Origin of the sequence: Humitalea sp. 24SJ18S-53, from assembly GCF_050632385.1 — a bacterium.
Lineage (GTDB): Bacteria > Pseudomonadota > Alphaproteobacteria > Acetobacterales > Acetobacteraceae > Humitalea.
Genome location: NZ_CP192599.1, coordinates 2,635,958 through 2,655,247 on the forward strand (window position 1 = coordinate 2,635,958; position 19,290 = coordinate 2,655,247).

General features: G+C 65.3%; 17 protein-coding genes. 7 read left to right on the top strand and 10 right to left on the bottom strand.

Going from position 1 to position 19,290, the window contains the following annotated elements; genetic code table 11:
• Positions 1–6: 6 nt before the first annotated feature.
• Positions 7–294, bottom strand: coding sequence for a hypothetical protein (locus ACQW02_RS12690; protein WP_431285600.1), 288 nt, complete (start codon positions 292–294; stop codon positions 7–9).
• 96 nt (positions 295–390) lie between these two features.
• The gene (locus tag ACQW02_RS12695; protein WP_431285601.1) at positions 391–609 is read right to left on the bottom strand and encodes a hypothetical protein; all 219 of its coding nucleotides are present in this window, start codon (positions 607–609) and stop codon (positions 391–393) included.
• 93 nt (positions 610–702) lie between these two features.
• On the opposite strand from ACQW02_RS12695, the gene ACQW02_RS12700 reads away from it, so the two are divergent.
• Positions 703–981, top strand: coding sequence for a hypothetical protein (locus ACQW02_RS12700; RefSeq protein ID WP_431285602.1), 279 nt, complete (start codon positions 703–705; stop codon positions 979–981).
• On the opposite strand, the gene ACQW02_RS12705 is transcribed toward ACQW02_RS12700, so the two are convergent.
• The 7 genes from ACQW02_RS12705 to ACQW02_RS12735 form a co-directional block, all read right to left on the bottom strand.
• The gene (locus ACQW02_RS12705; RefSeq protein WP_431285603.1) at positions 962–1,300 is read right to left on the bottom strand and encodes a hypothetical protein; all 339 of its coding nucleotides are present in this window, start codon (positions 1,298–1,300) and stop codon (positions 962–964) included. The genes ACQW02_RS12700 and ACQW02_RS12705 overlap by 20 nt on opposite strands.
• Position 1,301: 1 nt before the next feature.
• On the bottom strand, positions 1,302–2,963 hold the full coding sequence (locus ACQW02_RS12710; RefSeq protein ID WP_431285604.1) for an amidohydrolase family protein: 1,662 nt from the start codon (positions 2,961–2,963) through the stop codon (positions 1,302–1,304).
• Between the two features lie 409 nt (positions 2,964–3,372).
• Complete coding sequence (locus tag ACQW02_RS12715; protein ID WP_431285605.1) at positions 3,373–4,863, bottom strand: hypothetical protein; 1,491 nt, start codon at positions 4,861–4,863, stop codon at positions 3,373–3,375.
• Positions 4,864–4,955: 92 nt separating this feature from the next.
• Positions 4,956–5,960, bottom strand: a complete 1,005-nt coding sequence (locus tag ACQW02_RS12720; RefSeq protein ID WP_431285606.1) for a serine protease — start codon at positions 5,958–5,960, stop codon at positions 4,956–4,958.
• A 37-nt stretch (positions 5,961–5,997) separates the two neighbouring features.
• Positions 5,998–7,536 carry a caspase family protein gene (locus tag ACQW02_RS12725; RefSeq protein WP_431285607.1) on the bottom strand — a complete coding sequence of 513 codons (1,539 nt, stop codon included), beginning with the start codon at positions 7,534–7,536 and terminating at the stop codon, positions 5,998–6,000.
• Between the two features lie 394 nt (positions 7,537–7,930).
• Positions 7,931–8,605, bottom strand: coding sequence for a DUF2306 domain-containing protein (locus tag ACQW02_RS12730; protein WP_431285608.1), 675 nt, complete (start codon positions 8,603–8,605; stop codon positions 7,931–7,933).
• Between the two features lie 26 nt (positions 8,606–8,631).
• Positions 8,632–9,033: a hypothetical protein gene (locus ACQW02_RS12735; protein ID WP_431285609.1), complete on the bottom strand. Its 402-nt coding sequence runs from the start codon at positions 9,031–9,033 to the stop codon at positions 8,632–8,634.
• A 156-nt stretch (positions 9,034–9,189) separates the two neighbouring features.
• On the opposite strand from ACQW02_RS12735, the gene ACQW02_RS12740 reads away from it, so the two are divergent.
• Positions 9,190–10,083: a LysR family transcriptional regulator gene (locus ACQW02_RS12740; protein WP_431285610.1), complete on the top strand. Its 894-nt coding sequence runs from the start codon at positions 9,190–9,192 to the stop codon at positions 10,081–10,083.
• 577 nt (positions 10,084–10,660) lie between these two features.
• A complete protein-coding gene (locus ACQW02_RS12745) occupies positions 10,661–11,941 on the top strand; it encodes a DEAD/DEAH box helicase (RefSeq protein ID WP_431285611.1) in 1,281 nt (426 codons plus the stop codon).
• Between the two features lie 378 nt (positions 11,942–12,319).
• Here the strand turns inward: ACQW02_RS12745 and ACQW02_RS12750 are convergent, their stop codons facing one another.
• Positions 12,320–13,291 (bottom strand): mannonate dehydratase, encoded by a 972-nt coding sequence (locus ACQW02_RS12750; protein ID WP_431285612.1) that lies wholly within the window; start codon positions 13,289–13,291, stop codon positions 12,320–12,322.
• Positions 13,292–13,402: 111 nt separating this feature from the next.
• Here ACQW02_RS12750 and ACQW02_RS12755 point away from each other — a divergent pair, with 111 nt between their 5' ends.
• Genes ACQW02_RS12755 through ACQW02_RS12770 form a run of 4 tightly spaced genes read left to right on the top strand, consistent with a single transcriptional unit; the run spans position 13,403 to position 19,170 of the window.
• Positions 13,403–15,334 (top strand): ABC transporter substrate-binding protein, encoded by a 1,932-nt coding sequence (locus ACQW02_RS12755; protein WP_431285613.1) that lies wholly within the window; start codon positions 13,403–13,405, stop codon positions 15,332–15,334.
• Position 15,335: 1 nt separating this feature from the next.
• Positions 15,336–16,322 (top strand): ABC transporter permease, encoded by a 987-nt coding sequence (locus ACQW02_RS12760; protein WP_431285614.1) that lies wholly within the window; start codon positions 15,336–15,338, stop codon positions 16,320–16,322.
• Positions 16,322–17,470 carry an ABC transporter permease gene (locus ACQW02_RS12765; protein ID WP_431285615.1) on the top strand — a complete coding sequence of 383 codons (1,149 nt, stop codon included), beginning with the start codon at positions 16,322–16,324 and terminating at the stop codon, positions 17,468–17,470. Before ACQW02_RS12760 ends, ACQW02_RS12765 begins: the two co-directional genes overlap by 1 nt.
• Positions 17,467–19,170, top strand: coding sequence for an ABC transporter ATP-binding protein (locus ACQW02_RS12770; RefSeq protein WP_431285616.1), 1,704 nt, complete (start codon positions 17,467–17,469; stop codon positions 19,168–19,170). The genes ACQW02_RS12765 and ACQW02_RS12770 overlap by 4 nt, the downstream gene beginning before the upstream one ends.
• The last annotated feature ends 120 nt before the right edge of the window (positions 19,171–19,290 follow it).

Below are 19,290 nucleotides of genomic sequence, written 5' to 3' on the forward strand. Positions count from 1 at the left end.
AGGGATTCACCCGTCGCCTCCCATAGCCGGCGGGTCGCCGCCCAGCTCGACGGCGATCGCCCGCATCCCGGCGCCGGTGATACGCAAGGCGATCTGCTTGCCGTCGAGCGTCCAAGTCAGCTCGGTGTCCGGATCCTGCGGCTGCTCGACCTGAACCATCAAGCCAACTTTGAGCAGCGCCCGGGCGACGTTGACGCGCGCCACGGCCGGCAGCTTTGGCGGCGGTGCGGCCAAGCGATCCACCCGGTTCGCGGCGTGGCTGAGGATCATGGTTTGGGTGTCGGACAGTGTCATCGTAGGGCCCCGGATGCTGCACCTGATGATCCGGGTGCTACCAGCCCAAGCCCCGCCGGACAGAACCCGGTCAGGGCGGCGGGCGAACGCCGGGAGTCAGATGTTCAGAAAGGCCGCAATCTCTGCCAGGCGCGTCTCGACGTGGCCAAGCGTGCCCTCGTCGGCCCAGGTCACCGCGTCCGGTGCGGCACCGAAGTGGTCGGCGCTGGCCGCCATCAGCCTTGCCAGCAGCCCGTCGATGGCGGCCTTGCGGGCGAGGAAGGCAGCGCGGGCCTGCTGCTGTTGGGCGGCGTGAAGGGCCGTGCGGTTGGTCATGCGTATCTCCTGGCGCCGGGGTGCGGCCGGTGATCACCACATCGCTCCATCAAGCCGCGTACAGAGATGCTGTGTCAGCGGGGCGGGTTGCTGGTGGAGCAAAGCGGCATCGCGAGGGACCGGCGGCCTGCCAGCGCGAGCTACAATCCGCCGAGCCTCGCCGCCGGGGCGAGGGTGACCACTACCGTGGCGGTGACGGGGGCCGCACTCTGGGATTTTGTCCGCGTGAGCTTTGGCCTCGATCTGCAAGGGCTCAGCCTCACCGCCTGGGTCTCGGCAGCCGGCACCGTCTCAGGCAGATTCCAGAACGGCACGGCGGCGGCGGTCGACCTCGGCAGCGCGACGCTGCGGGTCAGAGTGGAGAAGCCGTAGGAGTTCGGGAGCTGTCGCAGGCGTAACTGGTCTCGTCGATGCGGTTCATCGAGCTCGACGCAGCCGTGTGGTCGAACAACACGGTGCTTGTGATGGCGCGGAACATCTCCGCGGTGACGTTCGACTTGGCGGCGGCGACGCTGTCGGTGGGGGTGACGAAGCGGCGGATGCCGTGACGCCAGCCAGATTGCTGCACTTTTTCCAATTTGGCGCCTGTCGCATTTATCGCCACCTCCACCGAAACGACAATTGCCCCGATCCTTTTGATGCGCGCGGTGGACGAGGCAGACGAAGACCCGCAATCAGTCTGCCGACGCATGTCATGCCGCAGGCGAAAGGCCTGGCATAAACCCTCGTATGGCTGTCAGCGCAGCCGGATCCCGCGCATGGAAGGCGAGCAATCGGTCGCGCGACTGACCTTCACGGTCAAGCCCCAGGAAGCGCGCAGCCGACCGCCAAGCGAAGTTCTCAAGCGGGAGCCCTGCCTCCGCCGCGGCCGACATGGTCTGTGAGGCGTAGTCGCTGGCGCCTTGCTCCTGCCCCATCATTATCCAATCGGAGCCGTAGAGCAGGTTTGGCGCAGCCGAATTGGCAGCAAGATGCCTGAGCGCCTTCACTGCATCCTCACGGGGCTTACCGTCCGAGAGCACCTCGGCGAAGTAGCTCATGTCAGCCCAGACCTGTCGGGGATGCCGGGCCACGATATCAGCGGCGAGCAAAGTCCAGTTAGCCTTCTCGCGGCCATCGCACCGCTTGTCGTCGCCGTCGAGCAACCAGACGCCTCCGAAATGACCGAGGTTTACACGCAGTTCGCGGAACTCCTGCACCGCAGCCTCCCACCAAGTTGGATCGGCGAAAAGGCCTGCCCGGGGCCGCCCCTCGTTGCTGTCGGCGCAATGTGCCATAATCGGCGCATCAAGGCGCGCACACTCCTCGTAGAGTTCACCAAGCGCTCGGTCGAGCCAATAGCCCGGGCGCCCCCCCGTCTCCTCGCGGAGTTCGACTGGGTATTCATCCGCCGCGACCTCGGCATTCCGCCACGCACGGAAACCCATTGGCGGGTACAGCTTGACGCCGACAGCGCCACGATGGCCGATTGCGTCTCGCACCAGCGCAAGCGGTGGATTTGCGCGGCCTGCTGCAAGCTCAACCGCGGCATGCCATGGATCGTATGGAACGAAGGGATGCACAAGCGCTCCGCCCGGCCGGCCGGCGGCGATCAGCGCCATCATTTCTACCTGCACGGCGAAAACCGCGGCCGGCCCCGTGGAGAATTCCCGGTCGGTATGGATCCAGCGGCCGAAATCGATCAGCGCGGGCGTCAGAAGAACAGGACGCGTCGGCGCGCCCGAAATATTGCCAAGTGTGCTCGCCAGCCGGTGACGGTAGCCTGCAAGCTGTCCAGCCCAACGAAACAGCATTGCGAGATTGCTGAGCGATACGGATGCGCGCGGCCCAGGCATCCGCGGCTGTTGTGCGTTGGACCCAACCAAGTCGCGGGCGATCGCGCGAAGCTCCGGGTCCGCGGGCAGTGTACGGGCGCGCTGCGGCACCGACCTCGACCGCAGCCCGCTTGGTGCAGCGTCCTGCCGAAGCAATTGGAGTAGTGCGGCAGCTTGGTCGCGCGGCGGTAGAGGGTCCTCTTCGGTGAGGGATGCTGCTCGCGATCTAGGGCGCAGGTCGCCTCGAGCGTGGTTGCGGAGCATCCCAAGTGCGTTGGCCAGAGCATCCTCCCTGCGCTGAGGATCATCGACAGGCGCCTCAGCCGGGATCGCGCCGCGAGCGCTGGATGCAAGCAACACACGGCGTTCCGCCTCAGCGCCAGGCGCAAGCGCCTTGAGGAACTTGGCTAGGAGCCACGCCAACGCATCAAGATGCTCAAGGCAGCGCTCCGGCAACGCGACGTGCCGCAGGAATCGGTAGACTGGCAGGTCATCTACGTTGAAGATATGGCAATGAGAATCGATGATACGGGTCGGCATAGATGTTTGGCTTTGCGGGCTGTGACTCGTTGGGTCACAGGGCATCGCGCAGCTGCCGAGCAGTGCTGACCCGATCACGCTGCGCACCGCACGCCTTCGCGTGATCATCGTTTGCCCCTCCGTTGGCTGTGAAGCGGATCTTGAAGCCTGCTGCTCCGGCTGCTCAGCCCGCCTCTCGGGGCTCGCAGCTCATTTCGTCCTTCGCGCAGCCCTCGGCCGTTAGCGACGTCCGCGCGCTCGAGCTTCGGTAACTCTCCTATGTCGCAGCCACGGTGCTTTGCACAAGGGTATGCACGACACGATTGAGGTCGAACGCGTGGCTGCGGACAATTGCGCGCTGTGCATCCAGAACCGGTCTGGTACGTGCATCGTGATTGTCGACAAATGCTGAGCACGCGGCGACCGACGGTTATGATGTGGCCTGTGGCGCTGCCGCTAAGCGCCGCCGAGCTTCCTGCAATGCGATATCCGCCTCGACATTAAGGCGCTCAGCATTCTTGAGCGTAGTGTCGGCTTCGAGCAGCCTGCGTCGTCGCTCCGACGCGTCATCGGGCGACACGGCGAGGGCGGCTCGTGCGGTGCGTCGCTCTTGCTCCGCCTGAAGCACGTCGCGCTCGGCGCGGATTCGCAGCGCGGCCTGCTGCGCCCCAAAGTTGCGCGCGCCCGTGATGTCAGCCACTGCCTGCGGTCCCATCGCCGCCAGTCGGGCGGCAGCAGAACTTGCCCGCTCAGCACGGCTCGCAAGTTCACCATAGCTGGCGGTGAGGAGACTTCCGTCGTCTGCAAAGGTTGCAGACAGGCTGTTCTGTTGGAATGTGCCATTGCTGAACGGCAAAACCATCATCTGGCCAAGCTGCGGAATAGGTCCCTGAGCAATGCGCCTTGGTTCGCTGGCGTTCCCGACCGTTACGGCCAGTGTGCCGACCATCGGCGTGCGGTAGCGTATACCAAGCCGGGGCGAAGTCGCCGCCGTGCTTGCAGCGACCACAGCGCCATCAGCCGTAGCTCTAGGATTGCTCTGATCGTGCGGCACCCGCTCCAGTTGGGCAATCACGTCGGTGCTAACAGGCACGAAGCCGCCTGTAGTCCAGGCTTGGAGCCTGACGTTCGAGAGCCCGGCGTCCTCCAATCTTCCGGAAAGTACGCTCCCGTTCGGAGGCCAATAGATCGCCCGCGTCTCCGTCAACGCCTCCAACGTGTTCAGGTGAGCAGCGCTCGCCCTCTCCTGGGCCAATTTTGCCTGCGCAAGAGTACTGGCCGCTATCATCAGGGCCCGCTGGGTGTGGGCATCCGCACGCGCCCCAAGTGGCGCCGCCGCGTCGCGCATTGCGCTCCACATCGTTGTGGCGGCGTGGAGTTGGTCTGCGGCGCGTTCGAGCGTTGCCTGCGTCCTTTCGGCATTGCGCAGTGCCGCCGTAGCAGTCGGTGTGCATGCAGGCGTCAGCTGGCGACGGTCGGCAGCGCGCGCCCCGGGTATTGAGGGCACGCCGGCGCCCAGGCGGGCGACGGTGATCGCGGTCTGAATTGCGGCCGTTGCTGTGTTGACCAGCACCGCTTCCGTTCGGTCATCCGCCTGGGCGCCGACGCGTTGGAGCATACCATTAGGGTGGCGCTCGATGGAGAGTTCCGAGGTCTTGAATGCGTGGGATAGGCTGGTGTGGTCTATGGCATAGCGGTGTGCGGGATCTGCCGGATATCGCGGCGTCGCGCTAACAATGGTGGCTATGACTGGAGCATCCACGCAGCTGCGCAGCCGATGCGTCACGATGATCTCATACTGAGCGAAGGGTAGGCTGTAGTCCCAGCCTTGTGTAGGCGACGCATTGCCGCCTGCAGCCGGTGAAATCGTGTGCACCTCGAGCGTGGTCGAGCAGCCGCCAAGTGCGATCGCCACGATCATGCTGCCTACGGCGCAGCACCGGGACCGACCGGCCAACGACAGTAGGTCCGTTAAGGAAGGAGTTGTGGCGGCTCGTCCGCAGTGCCCGATTTTCATCGCGTGTTTGCCACGATCCAATCCTCGAAAGTCGTCACGCGCGTGTAGACGCCATACTTCAGCGCGCGTGCGCACCCCTCACCCCAGCTGACAATCCCTGCCAAACGGCGCTCGTTCCCGACCGCAACCGTAGCCGGCCCCCCGCTGTCGCCCTGGCATGAGTCGCTCCCGCCCCCCTGTCTACCGGCGCATATCATGTCTTCTCTGATCCGCCCTCGATAGCTGCGGGGGTCGTTGCAGGTTGGTTCGCGCGAGACGAACGGGATTTCAACGGTCCGGAGCAGCGATACGCCGCCTCCGCCCTCGGCAACGGCACCCCAGCCAGTGGTTCGAACCTGTGTCGAGTTGTTCGGGTCGGCGGCCTCCCGCAATGCGGCCCCTTCCTCTTCCCGGCGCAGACGCTGGATCGCCATGCCGGGCGCCGCCGTTCCGAGCCTGAGGAGCGCAATGTCATTGCCGAGTTCCGGGGACACGTAGGATTCGTGCCGCACGATACGCTGCACGCGCAGTCGCTGGCCGCCGGACCGCAGGTCGTGTGTCCCGGCGAGCACGTCCACGTCTACCGCTGCCGTACCACGGTCGACGCAATGGGCAGCGGTGACCACCCACTCGGGCGCAATCAGGCTGCCCCCACAGAACTGTACGTTGGTTGATTGGCTTGCGACCAACAGCGCCACCTGCCATGGATCCGCACCGGCTTGCGCCGGAATCCCGCCCACGATCTTGCCGGTGCCGAGCCCCCCAAAAGTCTCGCGCCCGTTCCGAACCGATGGCAGGCTGCGAGTTGCGCGGAGCGCGTTCCAGAATGGCTCTGAGCCACGTCCGGGGATGAGTGGCACGTCGGTTATGTTTCGCAGAGCTTCGAGTGCCACGATCTGCTCCACCCCGAGCGGGGCCGGCTCCGGAGCGGGCTGCGCCACCAAGGGGCCGGATATGGCGCAGGCCGCCGCGACCAACGCGGCGGCCTGCGTAAAACGGCGCGTCATGTATTGTCCGATCATCGAAAATCTCCCAGCCGTTCCGATACTCTCGCGTGCATCAATCGCCGACCTCTACTAGGACAACGAGGTTTGACGAGACTTCGGGCCCGTCACGAAGGTCAATTCGGATCCGTGCTTGCGGGAACCCTGCCTGGGTCGCCAACTCGACCACAGCAAGGGCGCGTCCGAAGGCGGCTTGCCGACCGACGGGCAGCGACGGTCCCGGCGCGGGCGATGCCACTACGCGCACTGAACGGTTCGTGCTCCCCAGCGCTTGCCGCAGTGCCAGGCGAAGCCGCGCGGCCTCCTCGGCGGATGGCTCGAGCGCATCCTCCGCAAACGCGACGTGCAGCATCGTAACCACACCTCGCGGCACATTCGGCACCACCCGGACATTGTCCACGAACCCAGTCCTGCCATCCGGTAGACGTACCCGCGCCCACCCAGACGTGCCTACGTCTGGCAGGCCCGTGACATCGAGCGTCGTGGCTGGACGTGCAGTAGCCACGACGCCGGACTGACGGTCCGCGGCAGCGAAGATCGTGGTGTCGCGGTTGGGGAGCACCTGAAGCGCGCGCGGAAATGCCGCGGTCAGGGCCGACCCTGTGCCGGGTAGGGCGCCCGGTCCGGGGCGGTCAGATGGGGGGAGTAATTCTACCCGACCCTGAATCTGTACGCGGCTTAGCGACAGGGGCCCCTCAATATCAACGAGGCCGATGCTGTCGGTGACAGGGACGGCCGAAGATACGCTCACTGGTGCCTGAGTGAGCCAGCGGCGCGCTTCGGACACGAAGCGTCCGCCAGGCCACTTGTCGATGAAAGCCAGCACCATGTCGCGTGCGGCAAGCCGCTCTGCACGCCTCCAGGTCTGCTCCTCTCGCGCGAGAGCGGTCGGACCAGGCTTCAGGTAGAGGGCGCCGAGCAAGGACGAATCTTCCCAGGGCTGCTGCTCCTGGCCGGAGTCCTCCAGAACGCGTCGGCGCACCTCCTTGAAGACGGACTCGATCTCGTCGTCCTCCGTTGTTACGAGTTGAAGCAGATGATTCGTATACACGCTGTTGCGCAGGTCCTCGCGGCCGGTCCACGCAACATCTCCAGGCTTAGTCGCGTAGCTGATGACGGCCCGCGGCGGTGCCGTGACACGCGCCAAGCCGGACTGGCGTCCAAGGGCCTTCGTTTCGCCGTGTCGGGAGACGATCGGCGTCGCACGACATGCATCGAGAAGCACTACCATTGTGCCTAGCTGCCGCCTGCCGAACTCTTCAATGATCCAGCGGACCGAGATGTTGTCCAAACCAAGGCGGGCTGCGGCATTAAATCGACTGTCGACAGGCACGAGAAAATTGTCGTTCTCGTGCTGAAAGCCGTGCCCTGAAAAATACAGTACAACGATGTCGTCCTGGTCGACGCGCTCCGCTAGGCCAATAAGGTGATTGAGGAAGTCAGACCGCCGAACGTCGCAGTATACCTCAGTTTGGAAGCCAAGCTGGGCGAAGGCCCCACCCATATCTTCGGCATCCACCGGTGACTTCGGCAAAGGCGCGAGCCGGCCATCCTCATAGACACCGTTACCAATACCGAGGAACCAGCGGCGCACTGCGCTTGCCGGCGCGTTCGAGAGCCCACTTCCAACCGGCGAGCCTATGGGGCTTCCCGACTCCGCCGATAGGGAATTCGTTCGCAGACATAAGGTTAAAGCGCTTGCGCCAAACAGAATCCCGCGCCGCGGAATAATTTTCACCATCCCTCGCGCCTCCCGTTTACGGTGCAAAATCGGTGCTAAACTACATGACTACAGATCGCCCAAATAACAGCACCTCATCTCCCTTAACTTTCGAAGATCCGGCATTCGTGCCGCGCTGCAAGCCCAGTTTAGATCGAAGCATGGCGATAGGCGGCTTGTCACTAAATTTCGTATGAGGGAAGCAACGATGCCCAGAGTATCTCTGGTCGGCACGCAGCCGTGGCGTAACGCGCGGTTCTGCACAGCCTCAACCTAGAGACCGCTTGTACCGAGTCGCGCTCCCTCCGCCAGTTCCCATACGAGCCGTACTCTCCGCCTGACCGACCCATTCACCCACGGCGATGGTGAGCAGCCACATGCTGACAACCACGATGTCAGTGGTCAGCCCCGAGGGCGGTTCTCCAGTGATCAGGTAGACGAGGAACATGACCAGCGCGGCGCTTCCCGATCCCATGCCGATGGCATAGGCGCGGATCATCCAGGCACGGTGTCGAAGCATATTGTGCGCCCGCGCCGCCGCCACCCCCAGCACCAGAACTGCGATCAGCGCCAGGCCGAAGACCCCCCGTGCGGCATCCAGAAGCCCGGTTGCGATGCTCTCGACCTGCTGCAGCAGCGCCAGCCCCGACAGCGCCAACCCCACTCCCGCAAGCAAAAAGACTCGCCCGGCCAGGCGGTGCAGAATTCCGTATCGGCGGCGAAGGGCGCGGACGAACTGCAGCGGGCCGAGGATGCCGAACAGCACGCCCGCGAGCGAGTGAAGGAAGAATGCGACAGGAAAGGAGGCCAGCCGCAGGCTGTCCTCCGGCAATGCGCCAAGCGGGATCTGGACCACGCGGACAGCAGCCATCAGCACCGGGATGAAGGTGCAAAAGGCCAGAGCCAGACCAAGCGGAATCGGTCGGCCGAGAGCGCGGATCATGGCCACTTCGCTTCAGGGATGACGGATCAGCACCGTCCCGCTGCCCGCAACAACGCATTGCAGGCGCCGCCAGTGCTTCGACCGGGTTGGCCTGTGGCCGCGGGCGCCTCAGGGCCACTCCCTCTCTGGCCACCCGCCATGGCGGTGCAGATGGCGTCGGAATGCGGTGTCTGCCCGAAGGTCACGGCATTCTGGAGGCCGGTGGCCCCATACAGGTAGCAGCGGTAAGCCGCCCCGTCCCGCGTGTTGACGGTGTAATTGATACGGCCTCCGGTCTCTTCGCTGCGGTCGGTGACGGCGAACTGGCCGACGCTTCGCCCGATGGCCTGAGCGGTGCGTTGCTCCAGCCCGTCCTGGCTGATGGTGGCCGCACATCCGGCCAGGAAGACAAGCGCGGCCGCGAGGGGTGCGATGGGTCGAATGGGCATGATTGGCTCCGTGGGTTTCATGGGTCTTGCCGGGCAAGGCCGTGGCATGCGGGTACGGGGCGCATCGGACTCTCCGGCGATGCGCGGCTGCTCAGCTACCCATGCGGCATTGCGCGTGAAACTGGCGAAATCCGGTCATCACCCATACAAGGATGTATGGATTGGAACACCACGCCGCTCGATTGGAACCGCATCCGCGCCTTCCTCGCCACCGCCGAGGCGGGTTCGCTCTCCGCGGCGGCGCGGGCACTCGGCCTCACCCAGCCTACGCTCGGCCGCCAGATCGCCGCGTTGGAGCGTGAGCTTGGTGTGGCCCTGTTCGAGCGGGCCGGTCGCGGCCTGGTCCTTACCCCCACAGCCGGGGCGTTGCTGGACCACGTGCGCGCGATGGGCGAGGCGGCCGGCCGGCTGGCACTGGCCGCCACCGGCCAGTCGCAGCGGATCGAGGGCCCGATCCGGATCACCGCGACCGAAGCCTATGCCGCCCATGTCTTGCCCCCCATCGTCACGAGGTTGCGCGCGGCGCATTCGGGCATCACGGTCGAGATCCGCGCCATCGACCGCACGGCCGATCTGTTGCGGCGCGAGGCCGACATCGCGATCCGCAACTTCGGCCCGCGCGAGCCGGACCTCATCGCCCGCAAGGTGGGGGAGGACCGCGGCCGCCCCTACGCGACTCCGGACTATCTCAGCCGTCTGGGCCATCCTCGGTGCTGGCATGATCTGGCGCAGGCGGAGTTCGTGGGCTTCGGCGAAACCGCTGAGTTCATCGAGGGCATGCGCGCCCTCGGCATGGGACTGACGGCACGGCAAATACCGGTTCAGGTGGACAGCTACCTGGTGCATTGGGCGCTGGTGAAGCAGGGTGCGGGCATCGGCTTCATGATGGAGTCGGTGGGCGATGCCGAGCCGTTGGTGCGGCGCGTGCTGCCCGAGGCGGCGCCGATCGTCTTCCCCGTCTGGCTTGTTACGCATCGGGAACTGCACACCAGCCGACGCGTGCGTGTGGTGTTTGACCTGCTGGCCGATGCGCTGTCGTTGCCGCGCTGATCCAGCGGCCAGAGATGCTTTGTATCTGGTTTTACCGCTTCGCAGGGTTACGCTGCTTTTCGCCTGGGCTCGCGGCCTGGTCCAGACGTCATCGAAGCGGTGCGACAACCTGCGAGAGACCGACCGTACCGAGTCGCATCTCCTCCGCCAGTTCCCTCTGGTTCGCGCCACTGCGCGGGCTTTCGCTCCGGCAGGCGCCAGCCAGCTATACCATCTCCAACATACGTCTTCTGGGGCCCAGATATCTTTCCTTATTCATGGGGGACTCCATGTGCGGCGTTTCGTTGGGAGTCATGCTTGCGGCGCCCGAACCGCTGCAGGCTGTGATGAGCGATCGCCCGCTCCTGTAATTCATGCAGGAAGGCGGCAACGGCTGGGCTCCGGCCCTTATGATGCGAACGAATGCTGCCCCGACATGACGGCGGGCCTCCCGGCGAAGATGGTCGTGCCCAGCCAGCTCCACTGCCCCTCCCCTCCACGTTGACGCAGTGCAGCATCACCCGTAAAGGCCCGCCTTCCCAACCAGCGAAGCCCAAATCGGCGCAGCCTTACTGAGCGCCGGAGGCGCCGCTTGACCATGCCCACGACGTTCGCCGCCCTCTCCCTTGCGCCGCCCCTGCTGCGCGCGCTGGCCGAGGAAGGTTACTCCACGCCCACCCCGATCCAGGCCCGCTCGATCCCGATGCTGCTGGAGGGCCGCGACCTGCTGGGCATGGCCCAGACCGGCACAGGCAAGACCGCCGCCTTCGCGCTGCCGCTGCTGCATCGCCTTGCAGCCGCTCCTCGCCCAGCGCCCAAGGGCGGCGCCCGCGTCCTGGTCCTGGCACCCACACGCGAACTGGTCTCTCAGATCGCCACCGGCTTCGAAAGCTTCGGGCGCCATCTGCAGCTCAGCGTGACGACGATCTTCGGCGGCGTCAGTCAGTTCCACCAGGTCAATGCGCTCAGGGCCGGCGTGGACATCATCGTGGCCGCGCCAGGGCGGTTGCTGGACCTAATCAACCAGGGCCTCTGCGACCTGTCGCAGCTTGAGGCGCTGGTGCTGGATGAGGCTGACCAGATGCTCGACATGGGCTTCGCCAAGCCGATCGAGCGCATCGTCGCGACGCTGCCGGAGGATCGGCACACGCTGCTGTTCTCGGCAACGATGCCGAAATCCATCGCCTCGCTGGCCGAGAGCCTGCTGCGCGATCCGGAGAAGGTCGAGATCGCCCCGCCCTCGACCACCGTCGACCGGATCGAGCAGTCGGTCATGTTCGTCGATGCGGCCGACAAGAGGGATGCGCTGCTGGCTCTGCTGCGGACGCCGGGGATGGGCCAGGCCGTGGTCTTCACCCTGCAGAAGAACATCGCCAACGATGTCTGCGCCTTCATCACCGAGGCGGGCATCACGGCCGAGGCCCTGCACGGCAACAAGTCGCAGGGCCAGCGGGAGCGCGCGCTGGACGCCTTCCGGACCGCCGCCGTGCAAGTCCTGGTGGCGACGGATATCGCGGCGCGCGGCATCGACGTCGATACCGTGACGCATGTCTTCAACCACGACCTGCCGAGCCTGCCGGAAAGCTACGTCCACCGCATAGGCCGCACGGGCCGCGCGGGACGGAGTGGCTTCGCCATCACGCTCTGCGATGCCGAGCAGCGTGCCTGGCTGCGTGATGTGGAGCGGGAAATCGGTCGTGCCCTGACCGTGCAAGCCGATCACCAGTGGCATTCGGAAGCGGCGCGGAACTCGACGATGCGCCCACCCGTGCTGGGCGGTGCGCCGGTCAAGGAAATCAAGCCGCAGGAAAAGCGCGAGCGCAAAGTCTGGACCGAGGAAGAGAAGCTCATCGCGCGGGCAGCGGCCAAGGCGGCCTGAGAGGACGTCTGATCGGCTGGCGGGTCGCATCGGGTCCGTCGCCTTCGCGCACCCTCTTCCATCGGCCGGCTACATGGGGTGGACCAGGAGCCTGCCCAGGACGCAGCATCTTGCGGACTGTTAGGTATTCACCAGACATGACGCCCCCTTTGCGCGCCTTGTCCTGTGTGGCCATGGTGGCAGGCCGTGCGCCCTCCCCCGGGTCCGCCTCGACGACGCGCATGCCCACATCGGTGATGCAATCCAGGCGCCGTCGTCGTCCCGGCGCCCGGGCGCCGTGCATTCGGCAAGCAGGCCGTGTTTGAGCTTGCTTCGGAACACCGCCTTGGGGGCGCCATTGGTCAGGGGCGAATGAACCTGGCTACGCGCCAAACCACGTCACATCGACAACTGGATAAGCGCCGCGATGTAGCCATGGCAGAAGGCGAAGGCGACGCCTTGCGGGTCGCGCCCGTCAATCTGCGGCACATGGTCGGGCATCAGCATGTGCCGATACCCGAGCGAACGGTACAGCCGCGCCGAACGCAGCATGTCCATGTCGCCCTCCTCCGGGAAGGTTTCCATGAAGGACAGCTTTCCGCCGCGGATGTTGCGGAAATGGACGTTGAAGATCTTATCCCGCTCGCCGAACCAGCGGATCACGTCGAAGATTTCTGTCGCCGGGTCGTCGAGCATCTCCCCGATGGTGCCCTGGCAAAAGTTCAGCCCGTGATAGGGGCTTTCATGAATCGTGACGAAGCGCTGCAACCCCTCCACCGTGCCCAGCACGCGCGTCACGCCGCGATAGCCAGGCGGCGTCCAGGGGTCGTGCGGGTGGCAGGCCAGGCGCACACGGGCAGCCTCGGCCGCCGGGACCACGTGATCGAGGAAGTGTTCGATCCGCGCCCAGTTCTCCTCTTCGCTGACCACCCCGGCGATGCCGGGTGGTGCCGCCTGGTCCGCCGCCGCCCAGCGAAAGGCGGCATTGCGCGACCCGCCGCGGCCGGGCTCGTCGGGCGTGCGTGGGATGCCGATGATGTTGAGGTTGTACTTCGCCGCCGGGATACCCGCCTGGCCCAGCCGCCCGATCAACGCGCAGAGGCTGTCGAGTTCCCGCGCCCGATCAGGCTCCCGCCCCAGCAGGATATTCGGCGAATGCTGCTGTTCCAGCGGTCGCGAGGACAGCGGTAGTTGCACCATGTCGAGCGACAGGCCGAAGCGCGCCACATGGTCACGTAACCGCAGCAGGTCATCGAGCACCCAGTCGTGCGGATTGCCCGGCGGATCGGCGCAGAGGTGGGTGATGCCCAACTGCGCCCAGACCCGATAGTCGTCGTCGTCGCGCGCGCGCAGCTGTGTGCCCAGCAACATTGTTGGCGTTCCCCCGTGCGCCAGCCGGCTTGCGGCGGCCACATCAGCCATGCAAGCATCATCGAAAATCCGGGCCAAGCCGGAAAAATAAAAAGACGGGAGAACCCGATCATGGACGAGACTGACCTCAATCGCCGGGGAATGTTGCAGGGTGCGGCGGCCATGGTGCTGGCCGGCAGCCTGCCCGCCTTCGCACAATCCGCGGCCCGGGAGGCGCCCGACCTTGCCACGCTGGTGCAGCAGAACCGCCTGCCGCCGCTGGCGCAGCGGGTCGGCACCGCGCCGCTGGTGGTGACGCCGAATGACCCGAATCCACGCTACGGTGGCACCCTGCGCCGGGGGCTGCGCGGGGGGTCCGACCACAATGGCATCCTGCGCCTGGTGGGCAACCAGGGGCTGACGCGCTGGAACATGGCGTTCACGGATGTTCTTCCGGGCGTCGCGCAGTCGTGGGAGGTCAGCCCGGATAGCAAGGTCTTCACCTTCCGCCTGCGGCCGGGCATGCGCTGGTCGGATGGCGCGCCCTTCACCGCGGATGACATCGTCTTCTCGGTCAACGATTGCATCCTGAACACCGAACTTTACCGTTCTCCGCCCAGCCTTTGGGTGATCGACGGCCAGCCGGTGCGCTGCGAGAAGGTCGACGATACGACGGTGCGCTTCAGCTTCGCGGGGCCCTACGGGCTGTTCCTGCAGCAGATGGCGACACCGCTTGGCCAGCACCCGACGCTGTTCGCCAAGCACTATTGCTCGCGCTTCCATCCGCGCTTCAACAATGAACTCGCGGCAATGTTGCGCACGGCAAATGTGTCCGACTGGGCGCAGCTTTTCCGCCAGCGCTGCGGCGACATCGAGATCCCCTCGCGCTGGTCGAATCCGGAGAAGCCGACGCTGGAACCCTGGGTGATCGAGGAAGCCTACCAGGGCGGCGCCACCCGCGTGACGATGCGGCGCAATCCCTTCTTCTGGCAGGTAGACACGGAAGGTCGCCAACTGCCCTACATCGACCGGCTGAACTTCCAGATCTACCAGGATGTCGAAAGCCTGATGCTGGACGTCATCGGCGGGCGGCTGGACCTGCAGGAACGCCACATCGACACCTTGGCGAACAAGCCGGTCGTGTCGCAGAACCAGCAGCGCGGCAATTATCGCATGTTCGAGACGGTGGCGTCGCTGTCCAACTCCATGACCATCTATCCGAACCTGACCCACAAGGACCCGAAGATCCGGGAAATGCTGGGCAACAAGGATTTCCGCCGCGCGCTGTCGCTTGGCATCAACCGGCCGGAGATCGTGGAAATCGTCTATCTGGGCCAGAGCGAGCCTTGGCAGACCGGCCCTCGCCCAACCCACCCCTGGTATCACGAGAAGCTGGCGCGTCAGTTCACCGATCACGACCCGGCCGAAGCGAACCGGATCCTCGACCGTCTCGGCTACAATCGTCGTGACAGCCAGCGTTTCCGGCTGCGGCCGGATGGGCAACGGGTGTTCCTGTCAATCGACGTGATCACTGCCCTTTACCCCGACAACAATGACGCGCTGGAGCTGGTCAAGCGGCACTGGGCCGATATCGGGATCGATCTGAAGATCAACGCCATCGACCGCTCGCTCTACTACACGCGCGGCGACAACAATGATCCCGACATGGCGGTCTGGCCCGGGCCGGGTGGGTTGGAGCCGATGCTCGACCCGCGCGACTATTTCGCCCAGCACCCGCAGGGCACGCGCTACGCCATTCCCTGGGCGGTCTGGTACGCGTCCGGTGGCAAGGAAGGGGCCGAGCCGCCGGATCACCAGAAGGAGCGGATGCGGCTGTATGACGCGGCGCGTTCCACCGCGGATACGACCGAGCAGGGCCGGCTGATGAAGCAGGTCTTTGACATCGCGGCCGAGCAATTCGAATGCCTGGGTGTGGTCATGGCGCCGAACACCTTTGGCGTCGCGGCGAACCGGTTGAAGGGCGTGCCGGCCAGCATGCCGAATAGCTGGTCCTGGCCGCATCCGGGGCCATCGATGCCGCAGCAGTTCTTCTTCACCTCCTGACATGACCAGCTTTATCCTGCGACGGGTTCTGTGGATGATCCCGTCGCTGGTGGCGGTCAGCTTCCTTGCGTTCTTCCTGATCCAACTGCCGCCAGGCGACTATGTCACGACCTATGTCGCGACCCTGGCGGCATCGAATGAGATCGTGGATCAGCGCACGGCGGCGGAGTTGCGCGATCGCTTTGGGCTGAACCAGCCCTTCATCGTGCAGTATTGGCTGTGGATCACGGGAATCCTGCTGCGCGGTGATTTCGGCATCTCCTTCGAATGGCAGCAGCCGGTGTCGGGGCTGATCTGGGAGCGCATGGGGCTGACCCTGCTCCTTACGACCTCGACCCTGTTGCTGACCTGGGCCATCGCGCTGCCGATCGGCGTGCTGTCGGCTGTGAAGCAATACAGTTTCGCCGATTACTTCTTCACCTTCATCGCGTTCCTGGGGCTTGCGATCCCGTCGTTCCTGCTGGCGCTCGTGCTGATGTATGTGGCCGTCGTGCATCTGGGGCAGGATGTGTCCGGCCTGTTCAGCGAGCCGTTTCAGACCGCACCTTGGTCCTTGGCCAAGGTGCAGGATCTGCTGATGCATTTATGGGTGCCGGTCACGATCCTGGCTGTGAATGGTACGGCCGGGCTGATCCGCATTATGCGCGCCAATATGCTGGATGAACTGCACCGGCCCTATGTCGTGACGGCCCGTGCCAAAGGGCTGTCGGAGTTCCGCCTGCTGGTCAAATACCCCTTCCGACTGGCCATCAATCCGCTGGTTTCCACGATCGGTTGGATGCTGCCGCAGTTGATTTCCGGCGCCACCATCGTCGCCGTGGTCATGAGCCTGCCGATCGCGGGGCCGCTGCTGTTGCAGGCGCTGCTGGCGCAGGACATGTACCTGGCCGGCGCCTTCCTGCTGTTGATGTGTACGCTGACGCTGTTCGGGATGCTGATCTCCGACATCCTGCTGGCGATGATCGACCCGCGGATCAGGTTCGACTGATGGACCAGCCAATCACCACCACCGCCGCCATCCCGGACCCGCCGCCAGCGGAGCAGCGGTTTGCCGTTGCCTCCCAATGGCGGCTGATGTGGTGGAGCTTCAAGCGCCATCGCCTGGCCATGCTCGGCGGGGTGATCGTGCTGTTCCTGTACCTGGTCGCGGCGATCCCGGGCTTCTTCGCGATCAACGAGCCGGGCCGACAGAACGCGCGCGCGGTGTTTCACCCGCCGCAGACCTTACACTGGATCGACACGGCCGAAGATGGGTCGTGGCACTTTCGTCCGCATGTGATGGCCACGCGCATGGCGCGAGACCCCGTCACCCTGGCGCCGAGTTTTCGGCAGGATGGCACGCGAAAGATCTACCTGGCCTTCTTCGCCCAGGGCTACGAGCATCACCTCTTCGGCCTGATCCCGTCGACGATCCATCTGCTGGCGCCGGAGAATCCGCGCGAGCAGGTTTATCTCTTCGGCGCCGACCGGCTGGGTCGCTGCGTTTATTCGCGCATCATGGTGGCGGCGCAGACGTCGCTGATGATCGGCCTGGCCGGCGTGTTCCTGTCGCTGGTGATCGGGCTGCTGTTGGGGGGTATCTCCGGCTACTACGGCGGCCGGATCGATTTCGCGGTGCAACGCGTGATCGAGTTCGTCTTGTCGTTGCCGACGATCCCGATCTGGCTCGCGCTTGGCGCGGCCTTGCCGCAGAACTGGCCGCCGGAGCGTATTTATCTTTGCATCACCATCATCCTCAGCCTGGTCGGCTGGGCGCAATTGGCGCGCGTGGTGCGCGGGCGGTTCCTGTCGCTGCGGACAGAGGACTTCGTGACCGCGGCCAGGCTCGACGGCGTGTCTGAGAAGCGGATCATTTTTCGGCACATGCTGCCGTCCTTCGCCTCGCACATCATCGCCTCCGTGACCTTGGCCATCCCGGCGATGATCCTGGCGGAGACAGCACTGTCCTTCCTCGGCCTCGGGCTGCAGCCGCCCGTCATCTCCTGGGGCGTGTTGCTGCGGGAGGCGCAGAACATCCGCTCCATCGCCACGGCCCCCTGGCTTTTCGCGCCGGGTGGGGCGGTGGTGCTGGCAGTGTTGGCACTGAACTTCCTGGGCGACGGACTACGTGACGCGGCGGACCCCTATCAGAAATGACCGACGACCTCGCACTCGACATCCAGGACTTGCACGTGTCCTTCCCGACGAGGGCAGGGTTGATCCGCGCGGTGGATGGCGTGTCACTGTCGCTGGCGCGCGGCAAGACCACGTGCGTCGTCGGGGAATCCGGCTCGGGTAAAAGCGTCACCGCGCGCGCCATTCTGCAGATCGTGGACCCGCCGGGGCGGATCACGGGGGGGCGCATCCTGTTGCGCCGGGTGGGTGAGCCGGAACTGGACTTGGCCACCTTGCATCCGCGCAGCCGCGCGATCCGGGAATTGCGCGGCCACGACGTGGCGATGATCTTCCAGGAGCCGATGTCCTCCCTTTCGCCCATCCATACCGTGGGCGACCAGATCGGCGAGGCGGTGCGCCTGCACCTCGGCCTTTCCAACCGCCAGGCCAGGGCGCGCGTCGTGGAGCTTCTGGCGCAGGTGGAGATCCCCGACCCGACACGTGCGCTCGATCGCTACACCTTCGAATTCTCGGGCGGCATGCGACAGCGCGTGATGATCGCCATGGCTTTGGCCTGTGATCCTTCCGTGCTGATCGCCGACGAACCGACCACGGCGCTGGACGTCACCACCCAGGCGGAAATCCTGGACCTTCTGCGGCGGTTGCAGGATGCGCGCGGCATGACGGTGATGTTCATCACCCATGACATGGGCGTGGTCGCCGAGATCGCGCATGACGTGGTGGTGATGGAACGCGGCCAGGTCCGCGAACGCGGCAAGGTGCGCGACCTTTTTGCCGCCCCGCAGGATCCCTACACCCGCATGCTGCTGGGCAATGTCACCAAGCTCGAACGGCCCTCGGCCATTCGCCTGGCACGACCCAAGCCGCCTGAACGACCGCCGGTGCTGAGCCTGCAGGACGTCGAGATGCGGTTTTCCAGCGGCAAGGGCCTGTTCAAGCGCAACGCGACCGAAGTGCGTGCGGTGGACGGCATCTCACTCGACGTTCGCGCCGGCGAGACCTTGGGCGTGGTCGGCGAAAGCGGATCGGGCAAGACCACGCTTGGACGTTGCATCCTGCGCGTGGTGGACCCGACCGGCGGGGCGATCCGCTACCGCCGTCGCGATGGGTCGGTGGTCGATCTTGCCACGGCGCAGGGTGAGGCGCTGCGCACAGCACGCTGCGAAATTCGCATGGTGTTCCAGGATCCCTTCGCCAGCCTGAACCCACGCATGACGGTGGCGCAGATCGTCGGCGAACCACTGCTGGTCAATGGACTCGCCAAGGGCGCGGAACTGCGCGACCGGGTTTCGGCGCTGCTGGAGCGTGTCGGCGTCGCGCCGGATTGGGCCGAACGCTATCCGCACGCGTTTTCAGGCGGCCAGCGCCAGCGCATCGGCATCGCGCGCGCGCTCGCGCTGTCGCCGCGCGTGATCGTGGCCGATGAGCCGACCTCGGCGCTGGATGTCTCGATCCGGGCCCGCATGCTCGACCTGCTGCTGGAATTGCAGGACGAGTTGGACTTGGCGTTCATCCTGATTAGCCACGACATCTCGGTCATCCGCTACATGTGCGACCGGGTCGCGGTGATGCATCGCGGCCGCGTGGTGGAGACTGGTGAGACGCTGCAAGTCTGCGACGATCCGCAGCACGCCTATACAAAGGCATTGCTTTCGGCCGTGCCGCGACCGGATCCGGAAGCGCGACGGATGCATCTGCGCCACCGCTACGCCGCGGAATAGAATCTTCTTTCTGGTGCCGGGTGCCTGCTCCATCCGGTGAGGGAGCATTCGATTCTGGCTGCGCCCCAAGCTGGCTTCCAGAGAGGCCCAACCGCGTAAAGATCCCGATTGCCTGATTGT

Bases quoted from the DNA above. Each gene is read 5' to 3' on its own strand.
- ACQW02_RS12720 (WP_431285606.1), bottom strand. From the start codon at position 5,960: ATGATCGGACAATACATGACGCGCCGTTTTACGCAGGCCGCCGCGTTG.
- ACQW02_RS12760 (WP_431285614.1), top strand. From the start codon at position 15,336: ATGACCAGCTTTATCCTGCGACGGGTTCTGTGGATGATCCCGTCGCTG.
- ACQW02_RS12755 (WP_431285613.1), top strand. From the start codon at position 13,403: ATGGACGAGACTGACCTCAATCGCCGGGGAATGTTGCAGGGTGCGGCG.
- ACQW02_RS12695 (WP_431285601.1), bottom strand. From the start codon at position 609: ATGACCAACCGCACGGCCCTTCACGCCGCCCAACAGCAGCAGGCCCGC.
- ACQW02_RS12770 (WP_431285616.1), top strand. From the start codon at position 17,467: ATGACCGACGACCTCGCACTCGACATCCAGGACTTGCACGTGTCCTTC.
- ACQW02_RS12750 (WP_431285612.1), bottom strand. From the start codon at position 13,291: ATGTTGCTGGGCACACAGCTGCGCGCGCGCGACGACGACGACTATCGG.
- ACQW02_RS12765 (WP_431285615.1), top strand. From the start codon at position 16,322: ATGGACCAGCCAATCACCACCACCGCCGCCATCCCGGACCCGCCGCCA.
- ACQW02_RS12710 (WP_431285604.1), bottom strand. From the start codon at position 2,963: ATGCCGACCCGTATCATCGATTCTCATTGCCATATCTTCAACGTAGAT.
- ACQW02_RS12735 (WP_431285609.1), bottom strand. From the start codon at position 9,033: ATGCCCATTCGACCCATCGCACCCCTCGCGGCCGCGCTTGTCTTCCTG.
- ACQW02_RS12740 (WP_431285610.1), top strand. From the start codon at position 9,190: ATGGATTGGAACACCACGCCGCTCGATTGGAACCGCATCCGCGCCTTC.
- ACQW02_RS12730 (WP_431285608.1), bottom strand. From the start codon at position 8,605: ATGATCCGCGCTCTCGGCCGACCGATTCCGCTTGGTCTGGCTCTGGCC.
- ACQW02_RS12715 (WP_431285605.1), bottom strand. From the start codon at position 4,863: ATGATCGTGGCGATCGCACTTGGCGGCTGCTCGACCACGCTCGAGGTG.
- ACQW02_RS12745 (WP_431285611.1), top strand. From the start codon at position 10,661: ATGCCCACGACGTTCGCCGCCCTCTCCCTTGCGCCGCCCCTGCTGCGC.
- ACQW02_RS12705 (WP_431285603.1), bottom strand. From the start codon at position 1,300: ATGCGTCGGCAGACTGATTGCGGGTCTTCGTCTGCCTCGTCCACCGCG.
- ACQW02_RS12690 (WP_431285600.1), bottom strand. From the start codon at position 294: ATGACACTGTCCGACACCCAAACCATGATCCTCAGCCACGCCGCGAAC.